The organism is Streptomyces sp. JNUCC 63 (genome assembly GCF_054366325.1).
Genome location: NZ_CM135963.1, coordinates 4759995 through 4779909, shown reverse-complemented (window position 1 = coordinate 4779909; position 19915 = coordinate 4759995). Strand labels below are relative to the sequence as shown.

Genomic DNA, 19915 nt, shown 5'->3' with positions numbered 1-19915 from the left:
GCCGAACCGGTGGTGCGCCACTCCCCCGCACGTGGCCCCGCCGCACGGTGCGCGGGCGCGGCGCCGCGTACGCTTGCGCGGGTGAACGCCACTGAACGCACCCCTGCCGACCTGCTGCGTTCCGCGCTCGCCGCGGACCCCGGACGCCCGCTGGTGACCTTCTACGACGATGCCACGGGGGAACGCGTCGAACTGTCCGTGGCCACCTTCGCCAATTGGGTGGCCAAGACCGCGAACCTCCTCCAGGGGGACCTCGCCGCCGGGCCCGGCGACCGGGTCGCACTGCTGCTGCCGGCGCACTGGCAGACGGCGGTGTGGCTGCTGGCGTGCGCGTCGGTGGGCACGGTCGCGGACGTCGACGGGGACCCGGCGGCCGCGGACGTCGTGGTCAGCGGCCCGGACACACTGGACGCGGCGCGGGCCTGCTCCGGGGAGCGGGTGGCGCTGGCGCTGCGGCCGCTCGGCGGACGGTTCCCGCAACCGCCGGAGGGCTTCGCGGACTACGCCGTCGAGGTGCCGGGGCAGGGCGACGTGTTCGCGCCCTTCGCCCCGGTGGACCCGGACGAGCCGGCCCTGATCGTGGCCGGGGCCGAGTACTCGGCGGCGGAGGTCGTGGAACACGCCCGCGCCGACGCCCCCGCCCTGGACCTGACGGGCCCCGGCTCCCGGATGCTGTCCGCGCTGCCGTACGGCACCTGGGAGGGCCTCAGCGCGGGCCTGTACGCCCCCCTCGCCGCCGGCGCCTCCGTCGTGCTGTGCCGCAACCTCGACCATCTCTCCGAGGACGCACTCGCCAAGCGCATCGAATCGGAACGGGTCACGGCGACGGCAAGGTGACGCAGCGGAAGTACCACGGGATTCGGGAACAAAGGACGTCAATTCCCCTTCCGGCGATTCGGATTCCCAACGGACGACGAGGATTCGTCTGCGCGGTCATGCGACTACGTTCAGTAGGTTTTTGACGGCGCGTACGGCGTCGGCAACCGAGCCGGGAACCCCGGGATGCACACCCCGCTCACCCCGGCGTTCCGCCGCAACACACCACGATGGAGGGCTTCCGCGGGTAAAGCCACGGCCAGAGGCGAACTTTTGTCCAAGGAAATGGGCGGATTGCCCACTTGTAGGGAAGTGGAATTTGTCACGGGCGTCGCTTGACGCCGAACCAGCCGGATAGTGTGAGCGATCCGGTGCTACTGGCCGCGAGGTCTTCCTGGGGTCGAGCACTGTGAAGCAGACCTGAGCGCCTTGAGGGGGACAAGGCGCCGCGTGGCCCCGACGGAGGATTCGGACAACCGTGGACGCGCAAGGCCGTGGGCGGGCGGACAACATCGATCCCGCAGACCAATGGGTACTCAACCCGAACACCGGCGAATACGAGCTGCGACTGAGTCCTTCCGCTCCGCAGTCGCCGATTCCGGGACCCCGCCGGCCGGCCTCGCCCGGCGCGGGGGGCGACGGTGCGGCGGGAGGCCGCAGAGCGGCGCCCGGACGGCAGCAGGCGCGTGAGGCCGCCCCCGCCCGTACGGTCCCCGGCCCGCGCCGCCGCCGCGGCGCACCGCCCGAGGAGCCGCTGCCCGGGCGGCGGGGACGCCGGCCGGAGAAGAAGTCGAAGGCCAAGAAGGCCCTGCTGTGGACCGGCGGCACCATGGCGTTCGTCCTGGTCGGCGTCGGCACGGCCGGTTATCTGGTCCTCAAGCACCTCGAGGGCAACGTCACCACCACCGACGTGGCCGGCGCGGCCAAGGACAGCTTCAGCAAGGACGAGGCCTTCAACATACTGATCATCGGCACGGACAAGCGCACCGGCAAGGGCAACGAGGGCTACGGCGACAAGGGCAGCGTGGGCCACGCCGACACCAACGTCCTGCTGCACGTCTCCAAGGACCGCACGAACGCCACCGCGCTGAGCATCCCGCGCGACCTGATCGTGAACATCCCGGACTGCCCGACCAAGCAGCCCGACGACACCACGAAGGTCATCCCGGGAACGGACAACGTCCGCTTCAACGTGAGCCTCGGCCAGGACGGCCGCGACGCGGGCTGCACGATGCGCACGGTCAAAGAGGTCACCGGCATCGTGCCCGACCACTTCATGATGGCCGACTTCAACGCGGTCAAGACGCTGACGACGGCGGTCGGCGGAGTCGACGTGTGCCTCAAGCACGCCGTGAAGGACAAGGACTCGCGCCTGGACCTGCCCGCTGGAGAGTCCACGATCGAGGGCGAAGACGCGCTGGCCTTCGTGCGCACCCGGCACGCCTGGGGCAACCAGGGCGACCTGGACCGCATCAAGGTGCAGCAGCAGTTCCTCAGCTCACTGATGCGCAAGATGGCTTCCGGCGACACGCTCACCGACCCGACCAAGCTGTACAACCTGGCGGACGCGGCCACCAAGGCCCTGACCGTCGACAAGGGCATCGGCAAGGTCGGCACCCTCATGGACGTGGCGCAGGAGCTGAAGAAGGTGCCGCCGAAGAACATCACCTTCCTGACCGTGCCGGTACGCGACAACCCGGCCGAAAAGGTCCACGCGACTGTTGTCGTGGACCAGGCCCAGGCCCCGCAGGTCTTCAACGCCATCGCGAACGACGTCTCCTTCACCCAGGTGAAGGAGAAGCAGAAGGCAGCCAAGAGCGCCGAGGCCGCCCGCCTCAAGGGCACCCAGTCCGCCGCCTCCGAGGTGCGGGTACGGATCTTCAACGGCGGGGCCGCCTCCGGTTCCGCGCAGGAGACCCTTGCCTGGCTGCAGACCTCCCAGGGCGTGTCCAAGTCCGAGAACGCCGGCAACGCGCCTGAGAAGCTCGGCAAGACCACCCTCGAGTACGACGCCGACCAGGCGCCGCAGGCACGTAAACTCGCCGCGATCATGGGACTGCCCGGGTCGGCACTGAAGCTGGGCGAGAGCGTGACCAACTCCCAGGGTCTGCCGACGATGACGCTGACCCTGGGCAAGGACTTCAAGGGTGCGGGGGTGCCGCTCACCCCCCCGACGAAGGCACCGAAGGTCGACGGACAGTCCACGGCGGACAAGGTTCAGTGCGCCAGCTGAACGCAAGTTGAACGCACCACGCCACCTTATGGGCCTGTCATGCGTCTAACACGGCGCATGACAGGCCCGTTCGATGGAACACCAGGGTGGGGAGGATGGGGAGTTGACGCAGAGCAGTCTGCGCGGGGAGGAGCCTGCGGTCGAGGTCACGACGTCACTCGCCGCGCGGGACGACAGCGCGGCGGGTGGTCACGGCCGGCACGGCGGAGGGCAGGGCGGAGGCAAAGGGCACGGCGCCGCCGCCAGACGCCCTCGAAGGCGCATACTGCGCTGGTCGGCCACCGTGCTCTCACTGGTCATACTCGGCACGGCCGGCGCCGGATATCTCTACTACCAGCACCTGAACAACAACATACGCAAGGGCCAGCGCAGCAGCGGCGACTCCAAGGCGGAGAGGACGAGGCCGAACTCGGCCGGCCAGACGCCCATGAACATCCTGCTGATCGGCTCCGACAGCCGTAACTCGGATGCGAACGTCGCCCTGGGCGGCAGCAGGGACAACCGCGGCAACCCGCCGCTGGGCGACGTGCAGATGCTCATCCACCTCTCCGCGGACCGCGAGAGCGCCGCCGTGGTGAGCATCCCGCGCGACACCCGGGTCGACATCCCCAAGTGCACCGACTCCGACACCGGCAAGGTCTACCCCCCGATCAACGAGATCATCAACGAGTCGCTGGCCCGCGGCGGCCCCGGCTGCACGCTCGCCACCTGGGAGAACCTCACCGGTGTCTACATCGACCACTGGATGACGATCGACTTCGCGGGCGTGGTGCACATGGCGGACGCCATCGGCGGCGTCGAGGTCTGCACGAAGCAGAACGTGTGGGACCGCCCGCTGCCCGGTGTACCAGGGGGCTCGGGCCTGAAAATGCGGGCCGGCACCAAGAAGGTCAAGGGCAAAGAGGCCCTGCAGTGGCTGCGCACCCGGCACGCCTGGGGCAGCGACCCGCTGCGGGCCAGGGCCCAGCACATGTACTTGAACTCGATGATCCGCACGCTGCGCGACCAGAACGTCTTCACCGACACCGGCCGGCTGATGAACCTGGCGGAGGCGGCCACGAAGTCGCTGAAGGTCTCCGAGGAGATCGGAACCGTCAAGAAGCTCTACGACCTGGGCATGCAGCTCAAGACGGTCCCCACCGACCGCATCACCATGACGACGATGCCCAATGTCCAGGATCCGGAGAACAGCGACCACCTGCTCCCGGACGGCGCCGGCGCCACGAAGATGTGGAAGATGCTCCGCGAGGACGTGCCCTTCGACGACAACGGCCCCAAGTCGGAGGCGAGGACGCCGGGCAAGGACGAAGCCACCACGGCTCCCTCGGTCGCGGCCGACCGGCTGGGCGTGGTGGTGCAGAACGCCACCCGAACCTCCGCTCAGGCCCCGGTCCGCAACCGGGCCCACACGATCAGCCAGGAGCTGCGGCAGAAGGGCTTCACCAGGGCGGCGGCCGACACCTCGGCGGCGCTGTCCGAGGAGGAGACCCTCGTGCGCTACCCGAGCGCCGACATGGAGGGTGACGCGCAGGGCGTTGCCAAGGCCCTGGGAATTCCGATGAGTTCGGTCAAGAGGTCGACCGACGTCTCCGGTGTCACCGTCGTCGTCGGCGCCGACTGGCGTACCGGGACGACCTATCCGAAGGAGTCCACACCGAAGGCCGGCGACCTGCCCGGCAACTCCGACGCCATCAACGGCTCGGACGAGAGCCAGTGCATGGACGTGTACGCGCCCTACCGCTGGTAGACGCGCGTAGGGCCCCTCTCCCGGGGAGAGGGGCCCACCGAGTCGAACCGCTCAGCCGGCGGTGACGACCGCGGACCTGCGCGAGGCGATGACCTTCCTCGCCAGCGACCTCGGACTCGTCAGAAAGCCCCAGCCCCACGACATGTGCATGGTGGCGAGGGCGACCGGGATGCGCAGGCGGGCCTTCAGGGGCAGGCCCTTGCCCGCGGGAAGCGATCCGGCGACGATCGCCGCCAGGTAGCCGCCGGGGATCACGAAACCCCAGGGGGTCAGGGCCGCGCCCACCACGATCCCGGCCGCGATGGCGCACACCGCGGCCGGCGGAGCGAGGTAGCGCAGGTTGATGGAGCCCTCGTGGTAGCGGGCGACGACGTGCCGCCAACGGCCGTAGTCCTTGTACTGCTTGGCCAGCGCCTTCACGGTCGGGCGGGGCCGGTAGGAGACGCGCAGCTCCGGCGAGAACCAGATCAGGCCGCCCGCCTCGCGAATGCGGAAGTTCAGCTCCCAGTCCTGGGCGCGGACGAACTCCTCGTTGTAGCCGCCCTGTTGCTCCAGCGCCTCGCGCCGGAACACCCCCAGGTACACGGTCTCCGCGGGACCGGCCTGGCCGCCGGTGTGGAAGGCCGCGTTGCCCACCCCGATCTTCGAGGTCATCGCGGCGGCCACCGCGTGCTCCCAGTCGTTCTCACCCTCGGCGTGCATGATGCCGCCGACGTTCTGCGCGCCGGTCTCCTCCAGGAGCCGTACGGCCGTGGCTATGTAGTTCGGCGAGAGCATCCCGTGGCCGTCGACGCGGACCACGATCGGATGGCGGGAGGCCTTGATCGCGGCGTTGAGCGCGGCGGGGGTGCGGCCGGTGGGGTTGGGGACCGTGTGCACGCGCGGGTTTTCGCGTACGAGCTCGGCGGCGATCTCGTCCGTGCGGTCCGTGGACGGACCGAGGGCGATCACGACCTCCGTCTCGCCGTCGTACTCCTGCGCGAGGATCGCTTCCACGGCTCCGCGCAGATGCCGCTCCTCGTTGAGGACGGGCATGATCACAGAAACGGCGGGGAGCCGCACGTCGGGCTTGGTGTTCATCGGTGCTCACGTTACCGCGAACGGGGGACACCGGTGCGCGCCGCGGGGGGCGCTGCGCTGATCAGCCGATCGTATGCCCCTACGGTGCACACGGTGTCCACCCACGCCATCAGCGGAGGTGTCCCCGCATGTCCACCACGCAGTACCGCCCGCGCCCGCGGTCGCAGCGCGCCCCACGGCAGGCCGCCGGTCCGGCGAGGCCGGCCCGCGTGCCGTATGCGCCCGTACCGCGCCGCAGACCACGCTGGGCCATGCGGGCGGCGACCACACTGTCGGTGGTGGTGCTCGCCTCCGCCGGGATCGGGCACGCGGTGGTCTCCAGCCTGGACGCGGACATCGCCCGGGTCGACCCCTTCAAGGACATGAAGAACCGCCCGCCGGCCGGCCACGGCATGAACGTGCTGCTGGTCGGCACCGACGGCCGGGACAGGATCAGCGAGCGGGAACGACGCCAGTACCGGCTGGGCGGACGCCCCTGCAACTGCACCGACACGATGATGATCGTGCACCTGTCGCAGGACCGGGAGCGGGCCAGCGTGGTGAGCCTGCCCCGGGACTCCTACGCCGAGCTGCCCGAGCACGTCGACCAGAACACCGGGCGACGGCACGGGCCGCACCCGGTCAAGCTCAACGCGGCGTACGCGGAGGGCGGGCCCAACCTGACCGTGCGCACGGTCGAGAACATGACCAGCTTGAAGATCGACCACTATCTGGAGGTGGACTTCACCACCTTCATGCGGACCGTGGACGTGATCGGCGGGGTGCAGATCTGCACCGCCGAACCGATGAAGGACAGCTACACCGGCCTGGACCTGGCCGCCGGGACGCACACGCTCTCCGGCGGCCAGGCCCTGCAGTACGTCCGCTCCCGGCACGTCGACGGAGCGAGCGACCTCGGCCGGATGAAGCGCCAGCAGCGCTTCCTGGCAGCCCTGATCGAACGGGCGACCTCCTCCCGGGTGCTGCTGAACCCCATCAAGTTCCGGGACGTGGCCGTGGCCGTGCTGGGCTCGGTACGGGCGGACAAGGGCTTCCACACCGACGAGCTGCTGGACCTCGGGCGGGCGATGCGGAACTTCTCCCCCTCCTCCTCGGAGTTCACCACCGTCCCGATCGCGCAGATGGCCTACCCGGTCAAGGGCGTCGGCTCCACCGTGAAGTGGGACCGGGCCAGGGCCGACCAGCTCTTCCAGGCGCTGCGCGAGGACCGGCCGCTGGCCGCGCACAAGCCCCGCCGACCGAACCCTCCCGAGTCCGTCGAGGTCGCCCCGCAGCGAATCCGCGTCCAGGTGGAGAACGGCACCGAAACGGCCGGGCTCGGCCGGCGGGTGGACACGGAGCTGGCGGCGGCCGGTTTCCTCACGACCAAGGCGCCCTTGGACGCCAAGGAGCGGGGCGTCACGCGGACCGTGGTGCTCTACGACCCCCGCTGGGACCGCTCGGCGAAGTCACTCGCCACCGCCCTGTCGGGCAGCGAGCTGCGTCCGGTGCCGGGGCAGGGCGCCACGCTCAGGGTGATCGCGGGCAGCGACTACCGCCAGGTGCGCAAGGTCCGCGTGGAGAACCCGGCCCAGGCGGCCACCGCGGTGGTGAGAGGCGACGAGGTGACGTGCGGCTGACGACGGGGGCAGTCGAGGCCGTGCGCGGCCGGCCTAGAGAGCAGCGAGATCGCGTGCGACCGCCCGCGAGAACAGCGAGATCGCGTGCGACCGCCCACGAGAACAGCGAGATCGCGTGCGGCCGACGGCGGGAGCCGCGGCGCTCCCGGCGGCATCCGCCTCCGCCCTCAGTCCTCGTAACCCTCCGCCGCCCGCTTCTCGCGCAGTTCCCTGATGGCGCGGCGGCGGGCCAGGCGGTGGGTGCGGCGGATCTGGGCCTCCTGGTAGCGGCGCCTGTCCCGGTCGGTCTCCGGCAGGACCGGCGGTACCGGGCGCGGCTTGCCGTCGGCGTCCACGGCGGCGAAGACCAGGTAGGCCGAACCGACCTGGGTGGACGGGGTGGACTCGTTCCAGCGCTCGGCCAGGACCCGCACTCCGACCTCCATGGAGGTCCGACCGGTCCAGTTGACCTGGGCCTTCACATGGACCAGGTCGCCGACCCGGACCGGTTCGAGGAACACCATCTCGTCCATGGACGCGGTGACCGCGGGCCCGCCGCTGTGCCGGCCGGCCACCGCGCCCGCCGCGTCGTCGACCAGCTTCATGATCACCCCACCGTGCACCGTTCCCAGCAGGTTGGTGTCGTTGTGGGTCATGATGTGGCTCAGGGTGGTCCGGGACGCCGAGGTCGGCTTGCCCGGTATATCCGTGGTTCCGGATTCCGCGGTGGAGGCCTGGTCTGTCATGACCTCCACCTTATGCCGAGGCGAGATCCGGGGAATTTGTGTCAGCTTGGCAACAGCGGTGACCTTATTCTCCGACGCCTCTGTCAGGCGCACAGCCCTGCCCTGCACACTGGGGCGCATGAATAATTGGCCCGAGGGGTGGTCCGACGACAACCGCGGCTCCCGGTACGGACGCGGCAGTGCCGGCGCACGGCCGGAGGGCGCGCGCGTGATGCGCCAGGTGCGGCGCGGTGGGCCGGCACCCGCCGGGCACGGCGGGTACGGAGGTCCGGGCGGCCCCGGCCCCTCGGCGCCGCCGTACGGGGTCCCGCAGCAGCCGTCGTACGTCGACGGCCGGGGCTACGACGCCCCCGGCGGCGACTACGGGTACGACAACGGCTACAACACCGGCCAGGTCTACGGCAGGCAGGCCGGCGGCCCCGGCGGGCCGGGCGACGGATACGCGCGCGGGTCCCGCCCCGCGCCGAACTGGGGCCGCCGCATCAAGCTGACCGCGATAACCCTGGTCACCGTGCTCCTGGTGACCACTGTCGCGACGTACTTCTGGGCCGATTCCAAGCTCAACCGCGCCGTCGACCTGTCCAAGGTCATCGACCGGCCGGAGACCGGCAAGGGCACCAACTACCTGATCGTCGGCTCCGACAGCCGGGAGGGCATGTCGGCCGAGCAGAAGAAGAAGCTGCACACCGGGTCCGCCGAGGGCAAGCGCACCGACTCGATGATGATCCTGCACGTCGGCTCCAACGGCGACACGCTGATCTCCCTGCCGCGCGACTCCAACGTCACGATCCCGCAGTTCCGCGGCTCGGAGTCCGGCAAGCTCAGGGGCCCGGTCGGGCCGAACAAGCTGAACGCGGCCTACGCCTACGACGGCCCGGAACTGCTGGTCCGCACCGTCGAGTACAACACCGGCCTGCACATCGACCACTACGTGGAGATCGGCTTCGCCGGCTTCGCGAACATCGTCGACGCGGTCGGCGGTGTGGAGCTCACCATCGACAAGGGCTTCAAGGACAAGTACTCGGGCGCCGACTTCCAGGCGGGCAAGCAGAAGCTGGACGGCCAGCAGGCGCTGGCCTTCGTCCGCACCCGGCACGCCTTCGCCGCCTCCGACCTGGAGCGCACCAAGAACCAGCAGAAGTTCCTGGCCGCGCTGTCCCACGAGGTGGCCACCCCCTCGACGGTCCTGAACCCGTTCAAGCTGTACCCGACCATGGGCGCGGGCCTGGACTCCCTGATCGTCGACAAGGACATGAGCCTGTGGGACCTGGTCTCCATGTTCTGGGCGATGAAGAACGTCAACGGCGGCGACGGCACCTCCATGAACATGCCGATCTCGGGCTCCGTCGGCGGCAACCTCGTCTGGGACAAGGCGAAGGTCAAGACGCTGGTGGACGAGCTGAAGAACGACCAGAAGGTCACCGTCACCGGCAACTGACCGGCCCCCGCCACGGAGAGCCCCGCGGTGCCCGTACTCCGGCGACCGCGGGGCTCCGGCCGTACCGCCGGGCTCAGGTCACATCCTGGCGCCCGCCATCCTGCGGCACATCTCCGCACAGCGACGACACGCCTCCGCACAGCGCATCATCATCTTGTCGTCCGGCATGGACATACACGCCTCCGCGCCCATGTCGCACGCCTTGGCGCACAGGCCGCACATCTCCGCCGCCAGCGGCGAGCGGCGCATCATCATGTCCGCACACATGCGGGTCATCTCGGAGCAGTCCATGAGCGCGCGCATGATCTGCATCTGCGCCTGGCCGCCCATCTGCATGCAGGAGCTCATGGTCTCCTCGCAGATGGTGTAGCACGACATGCACGCCTGGACGCAGTCCTGCATCTCCTTGCTCATGGGGGTCGTGGTTCCGGGCTGGGCCATGGCTTCCTCCTGGGGGGGGGCGAAGGGACCCCGAAACGGTCCCCTTTCCCTTCCGTCGTACGCCTGCCCCCGGCCCGGCGCCATCCGACGGACGAGGACTCCGCTGCACCCGTCCGGCGTACTGCTCCGGCTTCCCGGCTCCCCGGCTTACGGCTTCCGGCCGACGCCGCCGAAGTGGGTGACGTCGACGATCTCCACCTCCGTCTCGTCGGGACGCCAGCGTGAGCAGGAGACGATGCCGGGCGGGAGGACGTCGACCCGGTCGAAGAGACGGACGAGCTCGGCGCGGCTGCGCAGGGTCATCAGCGCCGAGCCCTGGCTGTTCCAGTACCCCACCGCCTGGGTCATCGCCTCGCCGTCGACCTCCGCGGTCGGATGCGAGACGACCAGATGACTGCCGGAGGGTACGGCGTCCAGCAGCCGGTGCACGATGGAGACCGCCTCGTCGGTGTCCATGACGAAGTTCAGGATGCCCAGCATGGTGATGGCGATCGGCTGGTCGAAGTCCAGCGTCTCGGCGGCCTGCCGCAGGATCGCCTCGGGGTCGCGCACATCCGCGTCGATGTAGGCCGCGGCTCCCTCGGGGGTGCTGGTGAGCAGGGCGTTGGCGTGGACGAGCACCAGGGGGTCGTTGTCGACGTAGACGATCCGGCTGGACGGGTCCACACGCTGGGCAACCTCGTGGGTGTTGTCGGCGGTAGGCAGCCCGGTGCCGATGTCCAGGAACTGGCGTATCCCCGCCTGCCCCGCGAGGAACGTCACGGCACGCGCCAGGAACCCGCGGTCCGCGACCGCGGAACGGGGCAGCTGCGGCACGAAGGAGAGGATCCGCTCGCCGACTTCCTCGTCCACCGGGTAGTGGTCCTTGCCGCCCAGCCAGTAGTTCCAGATCCGGGCCGAGTGCGACACGTCGCTCCGCACCCGGGCCGCACGCGCGACTCCTTCGTCACGTGTCCCCGAGAGGTCGGACATGGCGTCTGCTCTCCTTATGACAGGCACTGATCAAACACGCACCACCAACCTGGCCTCAAGCCCCTTTCCGGACCGGGCACTTGTTCAACTCGGCGACTTCCGAGGGCGTTCCCGCATGAGCAGTTGGGCGCCGAGCCGGTCCGTCGTTCGCGGTCTTCCACCGAGCCGGTGCACCACCACCCAGTCGCCGGTGTCGTCGAAGGCCCCCGCGAACACCGACGCGTCGCGGGTCGCGCCGTTGTGCCACCGCAGTCGGCCCGCCCGCTGCCAGGAAGCGGCCGGCTCACCCAGCCTGCGCTCCACCAGCAGCCGGGCGACCAGGTCGCCGATCGCCCGGGGAGTCGCCCAGAGCCCACCCGCCGGCAGGATCGCTCCGCTCATGGTCCACGGCGCCCGCGTCCGCCCGAACCACCCACGGGCGGCGAGCAGTCGATCGGCGGGCGGATCGGCCGTCACCTCGTCGGCCAGACCCAGCGGTTCAAGAACATGAGCGCGCAGCAGGTCCGGATACGGCTCCCCGGCCGCCTCCTCGAGTGCGGCCCCGAGCACGGCGTATCCGAGGTTCGAGTAGGTGGTCTCCCGGCCCGCGGGACGCTCGACGATCTCATCGAGCCGCCCGACAAGCCGCCTCAACCGCTCCGGGCCGAACCCCGCATACGGATCCTTGCTGCGCCCCCGCGTCTGCGGAGGAAGCCTGGGCAGCCCCGAGGTGTGCTCCATCAGATGCCGCAGGGTGATGCCCGTCCCGGGCGCGGCGCGCAGCCAGCGCCGCACCGGATCGTCCACTCCCAGGAGACCCTCCTGAGCCATGCGCACCAGCGCGGTCCCGGTGAGCACCTTGGTCAGCGACCCGATCTCGACGAACCGATCGCCGTCATGCCCGTTCTCCGCCCGGAGCTCCCGCCCCGACCCCAGCACACACAACGGCACGCCCCGTCGCACGAACACCCTCATCGCCCCCCGCGAGGGTGCCCAGCTCCTGGGCACCCTCCTGCTGTCAGCCGGACGTCACGGCAGGTTGCGGGCCATGACGATGCGCTGGACCTGGTTCGTGCCCTCGTAGATCTGGGTGATCTTCGCGTCGCGCATCATCCGCTCCACCGGGTAGTCGCGGGTGTAGCCGTAGCCGCCGAGGAGCTGGACGGCGTCCGTGGTGACCTCCATGGCGACGTCGGAGGCGAAGCACTTGGCGGCGGCGCCCTGGAAGGTCAGATCCGCATCACCCCGCTCGGACTTCGCCGCCGCCGCGTAGGTGAGCTGGCGGGCGGCCTCGATCTTCATGGCCATGTCGGCGAGCATGAACTGGATGCCCTGGAAGTCGGCGATCGGCTTGCCGAACTGCTTGCGCTCCTTGACGTAGCCCTTGGCGTAGTCGAGGGCGCCCTGGGCGATGCCGAGGGCCTGGGCGGCGATGGTGATGCGGGTGTGGTCCAGGGTGCGCATCGCGGTGGCGAAGCCGGTGCCCTCGGCGCCGATCATCCGGTCCGCCGGGATGCGGACGTTGTCCAGGTACACCTCGCGGGTCGGGGAGCCCTTGATGCCGAGCTTCTTCTCGGGGGCGCCGAAGGAGACGCCCGGGTCCGACTTCTCCACGACGAAGGCGGAGATGCCCTTGCTGCGCTTGGCGGGGTCGGTGACGGCCATCACCGTGTAGAACTCCGAGACGCCCGCGTTGGTGATCCAGCGCTTGACGCCGTTGAGGACGTAGGTGTCGCCGTCGCGGACCGCCTTGGTCTTCATGCCGGCCGCGTCCGAGCCCGCGTCGGGCTCGGAGAGGCAGTACGAGAACATGCCGTTGCCCCTGGCCAGCGGGGCGAGGTACTTCTTCTTCAGCTCCTCGGAGCCGGAGAGGATCACCGGCAGCGAGCCCAGCTTGTTCACCGCGGGGATCAGGGAGGACGAGGCGCAGACCCGCGCGACCTCCTCGATCACGATGACCGTCGCGAGGGCGTCCGCGCCCGCGCCGCCGTACTCCTCGGGCACGTGCACGGCGTGCAGGTCGTTCGCGACCAGCGCGTCGAGGGCCTCCTGCGGGAAGCGGGCCTCCTCGTCCACCTCGGCGGCGTACGGCGCGATCTTCGCCTCGGCCAGCGAGCGGACGGCGTCGCGGAGCATGTCGTGCTCCTCGGACGGGCGGTACAGGTCGAAGTCAGCCGATCCGGCCAAGGTCTCTCACTCCAAAGAAGATACGCACTGACGCTAACTACCGTTAAGTAACTCAAATTTTAGTGGCCCGCCCACGCCCGGTGATACGTGAGCTTGGTGACAGCGAGGACATTGCCCGGCGAAGGCCTTGCGCATGCCCCCGATATGCTCGGGCACCGCATCACCATCGTCCCTCCTGGAGCACCCATGAGCCTCAAGATCACCGTGATCGGCACCGGCTATCTCGGCGCGACGCACGCCGCGGCCATGGCCGAGCTCGGTTTCGAGGTACTGGGTCTCGACGTCGTCCCCGAGAAGATCGAGATGCTGCGGCGGGGCGAGGTCCCGATGTACGAGCCCGGTCTGGAGGAGCTGCTGCGCCGGCACGTGGCCGGGATCGAGGGCTCGACCGGCCGGCTGCGGTTCACGACGGACTTCGCGGAGGCGGCCGCGTTCGGCGACATCCACTTCGTCTGCGTGAACACCCCGCAGAAGCACGGCGAGTACGCCTGCGACATGAGCTACGTCGACGCCGCGATCGCCTCCCTCGCCCCGCACCTGACCGGTCCCGCCCTGGTCGTCGGCAAGTCGACGGTGCCCGTCGGCTCCGCGGACCGCCTGGCCCGTACGATCGCCGAGCTCGCGCCCGCGGGCGAGGACGCGGAGCTGGCCTGGAACCCGGAGTTCCTGCGCGAGGGCTTCGCCGTGAAGGACACGCTGCACCCGGACCGGATCGTGGTCGGGGTGCGCAGCGAGCGGGCGGAGAAGCTGCTGCGCGAGGTGTACGCCACGCCGATCTCCGAGGGCTCCCCCTTCGTGGTCACCGACTTCCCGACCGCGGAGCTGGTGAAGACCGCCGCGAACTCCTTCCTCGCCACGAAGATCTCCTTCATCAACGCCATGGCCGAGGTGTGCGAGGCCGCGGGCGGCGACGTCGCGAAGCTGGCCGAGGCGATCGGGTACGACGACCGGATCGGAAGGAAGTTCCTGCGCGCCGGGATCGGCTTCGGCGGCGGCTGCCTGCCCAAGGACATCCGGGCGTTCATGGCGCGCGCGGGTGAGCTGGGCGCCGACCAGGCGCTGACGTTCCTGCGCGAGATCGACTCGATCAACATGCGTCAACGCGGGCAGATGGTGGAGCTGACCCGGCAGGCGCTGAGCGGCGGGCCGTTCCTGGGCAAGCGGGTCGCGGTGCTGGGCGCCACGTTCAAGCCGGACTCGGACGACGTACGGGACTCCCCCGCGCTCAACGTCGCCGGGCAGATCCACCTGCAGGGCGGTCAGGTGACGGTGTACGACCCGAAGGGCATGGACAACGCCCGGCGGGTCTTCCCCACGCTCGGGTACGCGGACTCGGCGCTTCAGGCCGTGCGGGGTGCGGACGTGGTGCTGCACCTGACCGAGTGGCGGGAGTTCCGCGAGCTGGACCCGGCGGAGCTGGGCGAGGCCGTGGCGGCCCGGGTGATCCTGGACGGGCGCAACGCGCTGGACCCGGAGCGGTGGCGCCGGGCCGGGTGGTCGTACCGGGCGATGGGGCGGCCGACCGCGTAGCGGGACGTGCCGGACGACGCCGGTTCGGCCGAGGCTCAGTCGGCCGAACCGGCGTCTTCACGCATTGTGCACCACCGGGCCGGGGCATGCGGAAGGAACCCCTGTGGATCACACCTCTTTCGCCCGTTGACGCCCTCGCCTGCGTGAACGCAGACGATTCCGGTCTGCACCGCTCCGCGGTGCTCCCTCGGGTTCCTGCTTCATCGACCCCTGCCGCCCGTGAGGGTGGTCTGACAAGGTCTCCACAGGCTTCACTTCCCGCCCGTCCGGCGGTAGGTCCGCCGACTACGTCGTCGGGCAAGGCGACTTTAGCGGTGTCGCTGCGGCCCGCCGGGCCGCCGGTACCAGAATGCCCTTCATCTCCACCCTGAAGGGTGGAGCACCGAGCAAGTGCGCGGTAGCACCGCCTCTTCGCTCGCGCAGCTCGCGCGCCCGTAGCGGTTCCACCTCCGAGATCCCGAGGTGCGCCCGGCCATCCGGCGTGTCGAGCGAGTCGGTGCCCGTCTCGATGTCCAGCGTGTTCACCGAGGACTCCGCCAGAGCCAGGCCCCCGACGCGGGCGATCTCTCAACTCATGCCGGCGACGGCACCTCGCGCATACGGTCGCATCGCTACCCGGTATAGGAGATGCGGTAACAGTTACCGGATACTCGCCTACAACGGGTAACCATCACACGAGGAGGAAGTCATGGCTCTCGCCAAGCTGGGTGTCGTCGTCCTGGACTGCCCCGACCCGCGCGCGCTCGCCGGCTTCTACGCCGAGGTGCTCGGCGGGACCGTGAAGGACGAGGGCGAGTGGGTGGACCTGAAGGTGCCGGGCGGGCCGGCGCTGGCGTTCCAGAAGGCACCGGACCACGTGCCGCCGAAGTGGCCCGCCGCGGACGGCTCGCAGCAGTTCCACCTGGACCTGGACGTCGAGGACCTGGACGCGGCGGAGAAGGGCGTCCTGGCGCTCGGCGCACGCCCGCTGGACGCGACGGACCGGACGCGCAGCTTCCGGGTCTACGCCGACCCGGCCGGACACCCGTTCTGCCTGTGCGCCTGCTGACAGGGCCGCGTCGCGGTACGCCCGGTCCCGGGCAGCCGTAGCGGCTTCAGCCGTCCAGACCGTCCAGTTCCCGGATCGTCGCGTTGGACGGGCCGCGCGTGGCCCGCAGGTCGCGGGCGACGTCCTCCGCGGCGCCCAGGACCCGTACCGCGTTCTGCCAGGTCAGCTTGGCCAGGTCGGTTTTCGACCAGCCGCGGTCCAGGAGTTCCGCGATCAGGTTCGGGTAACCGGAGACGTCCCTGAGGCCGTCGGGGGTGAAGGCCGTGCCGTCGTAGTCGCCGCCGATGCCGAGGTGGTCGATGCCGGCGACCTCGCGCATGTGGTCGAGGTGGTCGGCGACCGTGGCCGCGGTGGCGACGGGGCGCGGGTTCGACTCCTCGAAGGCGTGGTGGACCTTCATCGCCTCGGCGGTGGTGTCGAGGTGGTGGAAGCCGTGGGCGCGCATGTTCTCGTCGGCCGCGACCGTCCAGTCGACGGCGGCCTGGAGGACGAACTTCGGGACGAACGTCACCATCGCCACCCCGCCGTTGGCGGGCAGCCGCTCCAGCACGTCGTCCGGGATGTTGCGGGGGTGGTCGCACACGGCCCGCGCGGAGGAGTGGGAGAAGATCACCGGCGCGCCGGTGGTGTCCAGCGCGTCCCGCATGGTCGTGGCGGCCACGTGGGAGAGGTCGACCAGCATGCCCAGGCGGTTCATCTCGCGGACCACCTCGCGGCCGAAGGCCGACAGACCGTCCACGCCCGGCTCGTCCGTCGCCGAGTCCGCCCACGGCACGTTGTCGTTGTGGGTGAGGGTCATGTAGCGCACGCCGAGCGCGTACAGCCCCCGGAGCGTGCCGAGGGAGTTGGCGATGGAGTGGCCGCCTTCGGCGCCCATGAGCGAGGCGATACGGCCCTGCTCCCGCGCCGCCTCCATGTCGGCGGCGGTCAGCGCGGGAGCCAGGTCGGCCGGGTGGCGCGCGATCAACTGCCGTACGCAGTCGATCTGCTCCAGCGTCGCGGGCACCGCGTCGGGCAGGTCCGCGCGGACGTACACCGACCAGAACTGGGCGCCGACGCCGCCCTCGCGCAGGCGCGGGATGTCGGTGTGCAGATGGGCGCCCTGGTCCGTGGCGATGTCGCGGGCGTCGAGGTCGTAGCGGACCTGTTCGCGCAGCGCCCAGGGCAGGTCGTTGTGGCCGTCGACGACCGGGAACTCGCGCAGCAGCTCCCGGGCTTCCTCCAGTGCCGTCATCGGCGTCACTTCCCGGAGTTGAAGCCGAAACCGCCGGCCGCGCCCTCGACCTTGGCACGCAGCCGCTTGCCCTTCTCGGTGGCCTGGTCGTTCAGTTCCTGCTGGAACTCCCGCATCCGGCCGAGCAGTTCCTCGTCGTGCGCGGCGAGGATCCGGGCGGCGAGCAGGCCCGCGTTGCGGGCACCGCCGACGGACACGGTCGCCACGGGTACCCCGGCCGGCATCTGCACGATCGACAGCAGGGAGTCCATGCCGTCCAGGTACTTCAGCGGAACGGGCACGCCGATCACCGGCAGCGGGGTGACGGAGGCGAGCATGCCGGGCAGGTGGGCGGCGCCGCCCGCGCCGGCGATGATGGCCTTCAGCCCGCGGCCCGCCGCCTGTTCGCCGTAGGCGATCATCTCGCGCGGCATGCGGTGTGCGGAGACGACGTCGACCTCGTAGGCGATCTCGAACTCGTCGAGCGCCTCGGCGGCGGCCTCCATGACGGGCCAGTCGGAGTCCGACCCCATGACGATGCCAACAACAGGGCTCATTCGGTGATGGTGCCTCTCAGGTAGCCGGCTGCGTGACGAGCGCGCTCCAGCACGTCGTCCAGATCGTCGCCGTAGGTGTTGACGTGGCCGACCTTGCGGCCGGGCTTCACGTCCTTGCCGTACATGTGGATCTTCAGCTGGGGGTCGCGGGCCATGCAGTGCAGGTACGCGGAGTACATGTCGGGGAAGTCGCCGCCGAGGACGTTCACCATGACCGTCCACTCGGCGCGCGGGCGGGGGTCGCCCAGCGGCAGGTCGAGGACCGCGCGGAGGTGGTTGTCGAACTGGGAGGTGATCGCGCCGTCCATGGACCAGTGGCCGGAGTTGTGCGGGCGCATCGCCAGCTCGTTGACGAGGACACGGCCGTCGCGGGTCTGGAACAGCTCGACGGCGAGGTGGCCGACGACGCCGAGTTCCTTGGCGATCCGCAGCGCCATCTCCTCGGCCCGCAGGGCGAGGTTCTCGTCCAGGCCGGGGGCGGGTGCGACGACCGTGTCGCAGACGCCGTTCACCTGACGGGACTCCACGACCGGGTAGGCCACGGCCTGGCCGTGCGGGGAGCGTACGACGTTGGCGGCCAGCTCCCGGACGAAGTCGACCTTCTCCTCGGCGAGGACGGGCACGCCGGCGCGGAACGGTTCGGCGGCCTCCTCGACGGAGTTCACCAGCCACACGCCCTTGCCGTCGTAGCCGCCGCGGACGGTCTTGAGGACGACCGGGAAGCCGCCCGCCCGTCGCCCACCACCGCCCTTGCCGGAGGGCACTTCGTGCCCGCCCCTTTCGAGCTCCGCCGCGAACGCGGCCACGTCCTGCGGATCGGTCACGATCCGGTGCCGCGGGCAGGGCACGCCGAGCGCGTCGAGCCGCGCGCGCATCACGCCCTTGTCCTGGGCGTGCACGAGCGCGTCGGGGCCGGGGCGCACGGGGATGCCGTCCGCCTCCAGGGCCCGCAGATGCTCGGTGGGGACGTGTTCGTGATCGAAGGTGATCACATCGCAGCCCCGCGCGAACGCGCGCAGCGTCTCCAGGTCGCGGTAGTCGCCGACGACGACGTCGCTCACGACCTGTGCCGCGGAGTCCTGGGGGGTGTCACTGAGAAGCTTGAACCTGATGCCCAACGGGATGCCCGCCTCGTGCGTCATACGAGCGAGCTGGCCACCGCCGACCATGCCGACAACCGGGAATGTCACGCCTCCAAGAGTATCGGCCGCGCCACGCCGGCCGGATTCGGCGCCTGTCGGAGCCCGCACTGACATGCGCACCGACGCTCTTACCGGTTGTTCCGACGTCTCTTTCCTGCCATTTCCAGGGCTCTTTCCGACCCGTTCCCCGGCTGGAAGCCCGTCCACGGGCGCGGGCCCGGAGCGCTGGTTAGCATGGCGGAGTTGACTGGACCGACCGAGACACCGACCGAGACGGGGGCCTGCACGACCATGGGCCATGGTTCATCAGGGCTTCAACCGGTACCTCGCGGCGCGCTGCGCAGGCGCGTGGGCCGGCTGTGGCGCGAGGTCGCCAAGTTCGGCGCGGTGGGCGGAGCGGGACTCCTTGTCAACCTGCTCGTGTTCAACCTGGTACGGCAGGTGACCGGCCTGCAGGTGGTGCGCGCGAGTGTCATTGCCACGGTCGTCGCGATCATCTTCAACTACATCGGCTTCCGGTACTTCACCTACCGGGACCGCGACAAGAGCGGCCGTACCAGGGAGCTGACCCTGTTCCTGCTGTTCAGCGTGGTCGGCCTGGTGATCGAGAACGGCGTGCTGTACCTGGCGACGTACGGTTTCGGCTGGGGCAGCCCGCTGCAGAACAACTTCTTCAAGTTCCTCGGCATCGGTATCGCGACCCTGTTCCGCTTCTGGTCCTACCGCACCTGGGTGTTCCGCGCCCTGCCGGCCCGGGACGCCGTGGCGGGCGTGGAGTCGATCCTGCAGGCCGAATCGGAGAAGCCGCAGCAGAGGGCCTTCCGCTAGCGGCCCCCACCCCTGCCGCCGGGCTGTCGGGGCTTTGTGCCGCCGGGGAGGTTCGTCGCGGAGATCCGGTCGAGGCCGTCCTCACCGGGGCCGCCGAGGTGTGCGGCCCGGACCGGGTCGGCCCGGAGCGCGACGCGCCGGGAAGCGGTGTTGGCCGGACGGATCCGGGCGACCACGGGAGCCGCGGCACCCGCCGATCCGCCCAGGTCACGACCGCCGTCGCGGCCTCGCCGGCCAGGCCCCGGCCCCGGGCGGCGGGGTCGAAGCGGTGGAAGGGGCCGAGGATCCGCAGGCCCGCCAGGTCCATGGGCCTGACCCCGCAGAAGCCCCGGCGTGCGGGCCGCGCCAAGGTGCCGGACC

At 70.3% G+C, this 19915-nt stretch carries 17 protein-coding genes; 8 read left to right on the top strand and 9 right to left on the bottom strand.

Features of this window, described 5'->3' with window-relative positions:
- Positions 1 to 81: 81 nt before the first annotated feature.
- From ACX25U_RS22040 to ACX25U_RS22030, 3 genes are all read left to right on the top strand, one after another.
- The gene (locus tag ACX25U_RS22040; protein WP_454382513.1) at positions 82 to 837 is read left to right on the top strand and encodes a TIGR03089 family protein; all 756 of its coding nucleotides are present in this window, start codon (positions 82 to 84) and stop codon (positions 835 to 837) included.
- Positions 838 to 1294: 457 nt separating this feature from the next.
- Positions 1295 to 3049 carry an LCP family protein gene (locus tag ACX25U_RS22035; protein ID WP_454382511.1) on the top strand — a complete coding sequence of 585 codons (1755 nt, stop codon included), beginning with the start codon at positions 1295 to 1297 and terminating at the stop codon, positions 3047 to 3049.
- 103 nt (positions 3050 to 3152) lie between these two features.
- Positions 3153 to 4796, top strand: a complete 1644-nt coding sequence (locus ACX25U_RS22030) for an LCP family protein (RefSeq protein ID WP_454382509.1) — start codon at positions 3153 to 3155, stop codon at positions 4794 to 4796.
- 51 nt (positions 4797 to 4847) lie between these two features.
- Here the strand turns inward: ACX25U_RS22030 and ACX25U_RS22025 are convergent, their stop codons facing one another.
- On the bottom strand, positions 4848 to 5876 hold the full coding sequence (locus ACX25U_RS22025) for a glycosyltransferase family 2 protein (protein ID WP_454382507.1): 1029 nt from the start codon (positions 5874 to 5876) through the stop codon (positions 4848 to 4850).
- Between the two features lie 128 nt (positions 5877 to 6004).
- Between ACX25U_RS22025 and ACX25U_RS22020 the strand changes: the two genes are divergently transcribed.
- Positions 6005 to 7495, top strand: a complete 1491-nt coding sequence (locus ACX25U_RS22020) for an LCP family protein (RefSeq protein ID WP_454382505.1) — start codon at positions 6005 to 6007, stop codon at positions 7493 to 7495.
- A 167-nt stretch (positions 7496 to 7662) separates the two neighbouring features.
- Here ACX25U_RS22020 and ACX25U_RS22015 read toward each other — a convergent pair whose 3' ends face one another.
- Entirely contained in the window at positions 7663 to 8220 is a 558-nt protein-coding gene (locus ACX25U_RS22015; RefSeq protein WP_454382503.1) for an acyl-CoA thioesterase, read from the bottom strand.
- A gap of 118 nt (positions 8221 to 8338) precedes the next feature.
- Here ACX25U_RS22015 and ACX25U_RS22010 point away from each other — a divergent pair, with 118 nt between their 5' ends.
- Complete coding sequence (locus ACX25U_RS22010) at positions 8339 to 9658, top strand: LCP family protein (protein WP_454382501.1); 1320 nt, start codon at positions 8339 to 8341, stop codon at positions 9656 to 9658.
- Positions 9659 to 9736: 78 nt separating this feature from the next.
- On the opposite strand, the gene ACX25U_RS22005 is transcribed toward ACX25U_RS22010, so the two are convergent.
- The 4 genes from ACX25U_RS22005 to ACX25U_RS21990 form a co-directional block, all read right to left on the bottom strand.
- Positions 9737 to 10099 carry a four-helix bundle copper-binding protein gene (locus tag ACX25U_RS22005; protein ID WP_454382499.1) on the bottom strand — a complete coding sequence of 121 codons (363 nt, stop codon included), beginning with the start codon at positions 10097 to 10099 and terminating at the stop codon, positions 9737 to 9739.
- 147 nt (positions 10100 to 10246) lie between these two features.
- Positions 10247 to 11071 carry an SAM-dependent methyltransferase gene (locus tag ACX25U_RS22000; protein ID WP_454382497.1) on the bottom strand — a complete coding sequence of 275 codons (825 nt, stop codon included), beginning with the start codon at positions 11069 to 11071 and terminating at the stop codon, positions 10247 to 10249.
- Between the two features lie 84 nt (positions 11072 to 11155).
- Complete coding sequence (locus ACX25U_RS21995) at positions 11156 to 12013, bottom strand: serine hydrolase domain-containing protein (protein WP_454382495.1); 858 nt, start codon at positions 12011 to 12013, stop codon at positions 11156 to 11158.
- Positions 12014 to 12079: 66 nt separating this feature from the next.
- Positions 12080 to 13237 carry an acyl-CoA dehydrogenase gene (locus tag ACX25U_RS21990; protein ID WP_454382493.1) on the bottom strand — a complete coding sequence of 386 codons (1158 nt, stop codon included), beginning with the start codon at positions 13235 to 13237 and terminating at the stop codon, positions 12080 to 12082.
- A gap of 186 nt (positions 13238 to 13423) precedes the next feature.
- Between ACX25U_RS21990 and ACX25U_RS21985 the strand changes: the two genes are divergently transcribed.
- A complete protein-coding gene (locus ACX25U_RS21985) occupies positions 13424 to 14767 on the top strand; it encodes a UDP-glucose dehydrogenase family protein (RefSeq protein ID WP_454382491.1) in 1344 nt (447 codons plus the stop codon).
- 688 nt (positions 14768 to 15455) lie between these two features.
- Complete coding sequence (locus ACX25U_RS21980; RefSeq protein WP_454382489.1) at positions 15456 to 15815, top strand: VOC family protein; 360 nt, start codon at positions 15456 to 15458, stop codon at positions 15813 to 15815.
- A gap of 46 nt (positions 15816 to 15861) precedes the next feature.
- Here ACX25U_RS21980 and ACX25U_RS21975 read toward each other — a convergent pair whose 3' ends face one another.
- The 3 genes from ACX25U_RS21975 to ACX25U_RS21965 are packed head-to-tail and all read right to left on the bottom strand — an operon-like array spanning position 15862 to position 18775.
- Positions 15862 to 17049, bottom strand: a complete 1188-nt coding sequence (locus ACX25U_RS21975) for a dipeptidase (RefSeq protein ID WP_454382488.1) — start codon at positions 17047 to 17049, stop codon at positions 15862 to 15864.
- Between the two features lie 5 nt (positions 17050 to 17054).
- Positions 17055 to 17585, bottom strand: a complete 531-nt coding sequence (gene purE / locus ACX25U_RS21970; protein WP_454382486.1) for a 5-(carboxyamino)imidazole ribonucleotide mutase — start codon at positions 17583 to 17585, stop codon at positions 17055 to 17057.
- Positions 17582 to 18775, bottom strand: a complete 1194-nt coding sequence (locus ACX25U_RS21965) for a 5-(carboxyamino)imidazole ribonucleotide synthase (RefSeq protein WP_454382484.1) — start codon at positions 18773 to 18775, stop codon at positions 17582 to 17584. Before ACX25U_RS21965 ends, purE begins: the two co-directional genes overlap by 4 nt.
- 243 nt (positions 18776 to 19018) lie before the next feature.
- Here ACX25U_RS21965 and ACX25U_RS21960 point away from each other — a divergent pair, with 243 nt between their 5' ends.
- Positions 19019 to 19555, top strand: coding sequence for a GtrA family protein (locus ACX25U_RS21960; protein ID WP_454394427.1), 537 nt, complete (start codon positions 19019 to 19021; stop codon positions 19553 to 19555).
- Positions 19556 to 19915 lie beyond the last annotated feature (360 nt).

Excerpts from the sequence above, each read along its gene's own strand:
- ACX25U_RS22025 (WP_454382507.1), bottom strand. The coding sequence starts at position 5,876 with ATGAACACCAAGCCCGACGTGCGGCTCCCCGCCGTTTCTGTGATCATG.
- ACX25U_RS22020 (WP_454382505.1), top strand. The coding sequence starts at position 6,005 with ATGTCCACCACGCAGTACCGCCCGCGCCCGCGGTCGCAGCGCGCCCCA.
- ACX25U_RS22015 (WP_454382503.1), bottom strand. The coding sequence starts at position 8,220 with ATGACAGACCAGGCCTCCACCGCGGAATCCGGAACCACGGATATACCG.
- ACX25U_RS22010 (WP_454382501.1), top strand. The coding sequence starts at position 8,339 with ATGAATAATTGGCCCGAGGGGTGGTCCGACGACAACCGCGGCTCCCGG.
- ACX25U_RS22005 (WP_454382499.1), bottom strand. The coding sequence starts at position 10,099 with ATGGCCCAGCCCGGAACCACGACCCCCATGAGCAAGGAGATGCAGGAC.
- ACX25U_RS22000 (WP_454382497.1), bottom strand. The coding sequence starts at position 11,071 with ATGTCCGACCTCTCGGGGACACGTGACGAAGGAGTCGCGCGTGCGGCC.
- ACX25U_RS21985 (WP_454382491.1), top strand. The coding sequence starts at position 13,424 with ATGAGCCTCAAGATCACCGTGATCGGCACCGGCTATCTCGGCGCGACG.
- ACX25U_RS21980 (WP_454382489.1), top strand. The coding sequence starts at position 15,456 with ATGGCTCTCGCCAAGCTGGGTGTCGTCGTCCTGGACTGCCCCGACCCG.
- ACX25U_RS21975 (WP_454382488.1), bottom strand. The coding sequence starts at position 17,049 with ATGACGGCACTGGAGGAAGCCCGGGAGCTGCTGCGCGAGTTCCCGGTC.
- purE (WP_454382486.1), bottom strand. The coding sequence starts at position 17,585 with ATGAGCCCTGTTGTTGGCATCGTCATGGGGTCGGACTCCGACTGGCCC.
- ACX25U_RS21960 (WP_454394427.1), top strand. The coding sequence starts at position 19,019 with ATGGGCCATGGTTCATCAGGGCTTCAACCGGTACCTCGCGGCGCGCTG.